Here is a 5,144-nt window from a genome sequence, read left to right on the forward strand (position 1 = left end):
AGGTACCCGAGGACGTGCCGCCCGAGGACGAGGTACCGGACGACGTGCCGCCCGACGAGGTGCCGCTCGACGTCGATCCGGTCAGGTCGGTGTGGTCGCGCTCCCCGTCCACCAACGCTGCGGCACGATCGGCGGCGGCCTGGTTCGCGGCCACCCGGGCGGCCGCGGCCACCGCTGCCTGCGCGGCTGCCGCGGCGGCGGCTTCCTCCGCCTGACGCTGCTGGTCCCACTGCGAGTACGCGTCGCGCTGTCCCTCGAGCCCCGCGGCGTCGTTGCGCGCCTGCTCGAGCTCGGCGGAGGCGCTGTCCCGCTGCGCCTCGACGGCCGCTTTCTGCGCTGCCTGCTCCTGCTGTGCGGTCACGGCCGCGGCGATGGCCTGTTCCGCCTCGTCCTTCTTCGCGTCCGCTTCCGCGGAGGCACGGTCGGCCTCGATCTTGCTCTGGCGTGCGGTGGAGTCTCGGTTGGCCTCCTCGGTACGCGCCCGCTGCAGGCTGTCCAGGGTGGCGTTCTGCTTGGCGGACAGCATCCGCAGGATCTGCGCGCGATCGAGCACGTCCTGCGGCCCCTGCGCGTCCAGCAGTGAGGAGACACCGGCGGACCCGGTGCCCTTGACGTAGTCGGTGACGGCGAAGGCGTCGAACTTCTTCTGCGCGTCGGAGATCATCTGGCCGGCGTCGCGGAGGGCCTGCTGCGCGATGCCGACGGCCGCGGCGGCGGCGTCGGCGACGGTGCGAGCGTTCTGCAGGTCGACGAGGGCCTTGTTGACGTCCTCGCGCTTGACGGCCACCTGCGCGTCGATCGCGGCGAGCTGCTGGTTGGCCGAGGCGACCTGGTCGATGAGTTGACCGACTCGTCCGAGCTGGTCCCCCACGCGCGCACCGGCGGCGGCGATGTCGGAGTCGGAGGGATTGGGCGGGGGCGGCGGCACGGCGGACGCGAGACTCGGTGCGAGGAACCCCGTCCCGGACAGCAGCAGCGTCGTCGCGACGACGGCGCCCCCGATCGTGCGACGCAGAGCCCGCGATCGACCGACGTGCCGTCGACCTCCGGAGTATCGCTTCACCTGTTCGTCTCCCTCACGTCCGCAGTGCGGATTCACCCACCGCACGCGTGGGGAGGACACGACGCAGCGTGACAGGATCCCGGACCACAGCCGACAACGGCCGACCCGGGAGCAACGATCAGCCCCTCTGCGACACTTCTTCCCCAAGCAGTGCCATGCGAACCGTACGACACTTCGAACGCTTAAGGAACTCCAGTCACAAATGACACATGTGTCATTCCGCCGACCGCATCCGCGCTGATCAGGACGTTGTCCGAGAAAGATTCGTTGAGACTTTTTTGGGAACGGTCACTGCCCGTCGGGCGTGACGGCCTCTCGATCGGTGACATCTCCCGAACGATGACGGCGTTCGTTCACCCACCAGGTGCCGCCGAGCACGGCGACGACCATGAGAACGAGGCCCAGAGTGATGCCGGTCCACGGTGGGCCGGGCTCGACGAGCACGTCGAGGAAGTTGTCCGCGGACTGCACCGCGTTGCCGGTGTACGCCTGATCCTGACCCGCTTCGAGCGTCACGCGATCGATCGAGTCGCTGAACGTGCCGACCTGTCCCGGACCGATCACGAGGACCGTCCCACCGTCGGTGGCACCGACCGACGTGGCGAGATCGCGGAGCTGCGAATCGAGCGGCGCCGGCGCGTCGAGCACGACGATGCTCAGGTCGATACCGTTCTCGCCGGCGCGCGCCACAACACCCTCGAGCCCGACGACGTCCTGACCCGGCGCGGCCACCCCGTCGTCCGCGACGTCGGCGAGGGTCGCCTGCAGGTCGACGAACGTCGGCACCTCGCTGATCATCGGGAGGGCGACCAGCGGCTGATCACTCAGCGGTAGGGCCGGGAGAGGAGAGAGAGACATCGTCCGTCCGTTGTCGTCGATCGCGAGGCGATGCGGTGGATCGCGAGGCGATGATGGTCGAAGTGTGTGCGCCGTCGAGCGGGACCCTACGGGACGGGACCGTCGCCGAGTCCGAGGCGCACCGAGGTGCACGGAGGCAGCCCTTCGTTGCGCCCGGAACGCTGCCGGGGAACGATGAGTGCGCACCACGGTGAGAGCGACACGGCGATTCGGCCACTCGTTCTCACAGGACAAGCGTACTGTTAGAATCGAAACACCGAGACTGCGGCGGCCTCGACGCCACCCGGGTGCACCCTCACCCACGGCGATGTCCGCCCGCTCTCGCCACGCCGTCGACACAGCCCCGTCGACGGCAGCCCAGAAGACGAGTGGAGCTGACGTGACCGCAAGTATCGATTCGTTCGGCGCCAAGGGAACGCTGGAGGTCGGAGAGAACTCGTACGAGATCTTCCGCCTGAAGGCCGTCCCCGGCACCGAGAAGTTGCCCTATGCCCTCAAGGTCCTCGCGGAGAATCTCCTGCGTACCGAGGACGGCGCGAACATCACCAAGGACCACATCGACGCGATCGCCGCGTGGGACCCGTCCGCCGATCCGAGCATCGAGATCCAGTTCACGCCGGCCCGCGTGATCATGCAGGACTTCACCGGTGTCCCCTGCATCGTGGACCTCGCGACCATGCGTGAGGCCGTCACCGCTCTCGGCGGCGACCCGGAGAAGGTCAACCCGCTCGCTCCGGCCGAGATGGTCATCGACCACTCCGTCATCATCGACGTGTTCGGCCGCGCGGACGCCTTCGAGCGCAACGTCGACATCGAGTACCAGCGCAACGGTGAGCGCTACCAGTTCCTGCGGTGGGGCCAGGGTGCGTTCGACGACTTCAAGGTCGTCCCGCCCGGCACCGGCATCGTGCACCAGGTCAACATCGAGCACCTCGCCCGCACCGTCATGGTGCGGGGCGGTCAGGCCTACCCCGACACGTGTGTCGGCACCGATTCGCACACCACGATGGTCAACGGCCTCGGCGTGCTCGGCTGGGGCGTCGGCGGCATCGAGGCCGAGGCGGCCATGCTCGGCCAGCCCGTCTCCATGCTCATCCCCCGTGTCGTGGGCTTCAAGCTCAGCGGCGAGATCAAGCCCGGCGTCACCGCGACCGACGTCGTGCTCACCGTCACCGACATGCTGCGCAAGCACGGCGTCGTCGGCAAGTTCGTCGAGTTCTACGGCGAGGGTGTGGCCGAGGTCCCCCTGGCCAACCGCGCGACGCTCGGCAACATGAGCCCCGAGTTCGGTTCCACCGCGGCGATCTTCCCGATCGACTCGGAGACCGTCGACTACCTGCGCCTGACCGGACGCTCCGACGAGCAGCTCGCGCTCGTCGAGGCGTACGCCAAGGAACAGGGCATGTGGCACGACCCCGAGAACGAGGCGACGTACTCCGAGTACCTCGAGCTCGACCTCGGCGACGTGGTGCCGTCCATCGCCGGACCGAAGCGTCCGCAGGACCGAATCCTGTTGTCGGAGTCCAAGATCGCGTTCCGCAAGGACATCCACAACTACGTGGGTGGCGAGGACGTCGACGCCACCCCGTCGAAGCTGGACGAGGCACTCGACGAGACGTTCCCGGGCTCGGATCCGGCCACGCTGTCCTTCGCCGACGACGATGCGGCTCCGCTGCACTCCGCCGCCGGCAACGCCGAGGGTCGCCCGACCAACCCGGTGCGCGTCGACTCGGACGAGCAGGGCTCGTTCGTCCTCGACCACGGCGCCGTCGCCATCGCGTCGATCACCTCGTGCACCAACACCTCGAACCCGTCGGTCATGCTCGGCGCTGCCCTGCTGGCCAAGAAGGCCGTCGACAAGGGTCTGACCAGCAAGCCGTGGGTCAAGACCTCGATGGCGCCGGGCTCACAGGTGGTCACCGACTACTACGACAAGGCCGGCATGTGGCCGTACCTGGAGAAGCTCGGCTTCTTCCTCGTCGGATACGGCTGCGCCACGTGCATCGGTAACTCGGGACCGCTCGATCCCAAGATCTCCGAGGCCATCCAGGACAACGACCTCACGGTCACCGCGGTCCTGTCCGGTAACCGCAACTTCGAGGGTCGCATCTCCCCCGACGTGAAGATGAACTACCTGGCGTCCCCGCCGCTCGTCATCGCCTACGCGCTGGCCGGCACCATGGACTTCGACTTCGAGCACGACGCTCTCGGTCAGGACAACGAGGGCAACGACGTCTTCCTGAAGGACATCTGGCCCTCGCCCAAGGAGATCCAGGACACGATCGACTCGTCCATCTCCAAGGAGATGTACACCAAGGGCTACGCCGACGTCTTCAAGGGCGACGAACGCTGGCGCGGACTGCCCACCCCGGACGGCAAGACGTTCGAGTGGGACCCGCAGTCGACCTACGTGCGGAAGCCCCCGTACTTCGACGGCATGCCCAAGGACCCGGAAGCCGTCACGGACATCTCCGGTGCGCGCGTGCTGGCGTACCTCGGAGACTCGGTCACCACCGACCACATCTCCCCCGCCGGCAACATCAAGGCAGGAACGCCTGCTGCGCAGTACCTCGACGAGCACGGTGTCGAGCGCAAGGACTACAACTCCTTCGGCTCGCGTCGCGGCAACCATGAGGTCATGATCCGCGGAACGTTCGCGAACATCCGGCTGCGCAACCAGCTCCTCGACGACGTCTCGGGTGGCTACACCCGCGACTTCACGCAGGACGGTGGCCCGCAGGCCTTCATCTACGACGCGTCGCAGAACTACCAGAACGCCGGCATCCCGCTGGTCGTCCTGGGCGGCAAGGAGTACGGCTCCGGATCCTCGCGTGACTGGGCTGCCAAGGGCACCCGCCTGCTCGGCGTCAAGGCCGTCATCACCGAGTCGTTCGAGCGCATCCACCGCTCCAACCTCATCGGCATGGGCGTCGTCCCGCTGCAGTTCCCCGCCGGCGAGTCGGCGGCGTCGCTGAAGCTCGACGGCACCGAGACCTTCGACATCTCGGGCATCACCGAGCTGAACGAGGGCCGCACGCCGAAGACGATGCACGTCACCGCGACGAAGGAAGACGGCTCTGCCGTCGAGTTCGACGCCGTGGTCCGCATCGACACCCCCGGCGAGGCGGAGTACTACCGCAACGGCGGCATCCTGCAGTACGTGCTGCGCAACATGATCGGCTGATCACCGCAGTGATCACTGCCCCGTGAGGGGAGCAGAACG

General features: G+C 67.8%; 3 protein-coding genes. 1 reads left to right on the forward strand and 2 read right to left on the reverse strand.

Annotated elements, in window-relative coordinates; genetic code table 11:
• Positions 1 to 1,063 (reverse strand): coiled-coil domain-containing protein (locus ASG69_RS22765; RefSeq protein ID WP_162247031.1); only part of this gene is annotated, 1,063 nt, incomplete at its 3' end.
• Positions 1,064 to 1,351: 288 nt separating this feature from the next.
• Complete coding sequence (locus ASG69_RS10700; RefSeq protein ID WP_235578921.1) at positions 1,352 to 1,921, reverse strand: Rv1476 family membrane protein; 570 nt, start codon at positions 1,919 to 1,921, stop codon at positions 1,352 to 1,354.
• Positions 1,922 to 2,300: 379 nt separating this feature from the next.
• Here ASG69_RS10700 and ASG69_RS10705 point away from each other — a divergent pair, with 379 nt between their 5' ends.
• The gene (locus ASG69_RS10705) at positions 2,301 to 5,105 is read left to right on the forward strand and encodes an aconitate hydratase (RefSeq protein ID WP_056445197.1); all 2,805 of its coding nucleotides are present in this window, start codon (positions 2,301 to 2,303) and stop codon (positions 5,103 to 5,105) included.
• Positions 5,106 to 5,144 lie beyond the last annotated feature (39 nt).

Origin of the sequence: Rhodococcus sp. Leaf225 (assembly GCF_001426145.1) — a bacterium.
GTDB lineage: Bacteria > Actinomycetota > Actinomycetes > Mycobacteriales > Mycobacteriaceae > Rhodococcoides.